2 protein-coding genes are annotated in these 584 nt (G+C 57.4%); both read right to left on the bottom strand.

Annotation, left to right across the window (positions count from 1 at the left end; genetic code table 11):
• Positions 1-246, bottom strand: a 246-nt coding sequence (locus AC1D1Y_RS26080) for a cupin domain-containing protein (RefSeq protein WP_477684904.1), incomplete at its 3' end; no start/stop codon positions are given.
• Positions 247-272: 26 nt separating this feature from the next.
• Positions 273-584, bottom strand: a 312-nt coding sequence (locus AC1D1Y_RS26075) for an arginase family protein (protein ID WP_477684903.1), incomplete at its 5' end; no start/stop codon positions are given.

Here is a 584-nt window from a genome sequence, read left to right as displayed (position 1 = left end):
GATTACGTTATGTTGCACGCCGACGCTACGGGCATAGGATTGGCCCGCGACAAGCGGAACCGTCTTTGTTCCTTCCAATGTTTCCAGTTGCAATACACCGTAGGTTTGCGGTACCACCACGTAGTCGTGTTCGTGTACATGCCAGCCTGTTTCGGCACCTGGCGCAAATCTCCATTCGGTCACGATGACGCGATCGTTGGATATTTGCACAGTGGGAACAGCGTAGGGGCGAGGGAGATGCGTCATAAGGTAATGCCTTGAATAGACAAGTGTTAGCGGTAGTGAACGCCGGGCAACACGCACAGCATTTCAAACAGCAGGTTGGCCCCCAGCAGTGCGGTGTTGCCGGAGGTGTCATAGGGCGGGGAGACCTCTACCAAGTCCGCACCCACGATGTTAAGTCCCCGACAACCGCGGATGATTTCCAGTGCCTGCGGTACGCTCAGACCACCAATCTCCGGCGTGCCGGTACCGCCGGCGTATGCGGGGTCGATACCGTCAATGTCAAAGCTGAGGTAGCAGGGGGTGTTGCCGATGCGTGTACGTACCTGGGCCATCAAGGGTGCGAGCGACTGGTACCAGAC

The sequence above is a fragment of the Polaromonas sp. P1_G1 genome (genome assembly GCF_056405595.1).
This window is presented reverse-complemented; position numbering and strand designations above follow the sequence as displayed.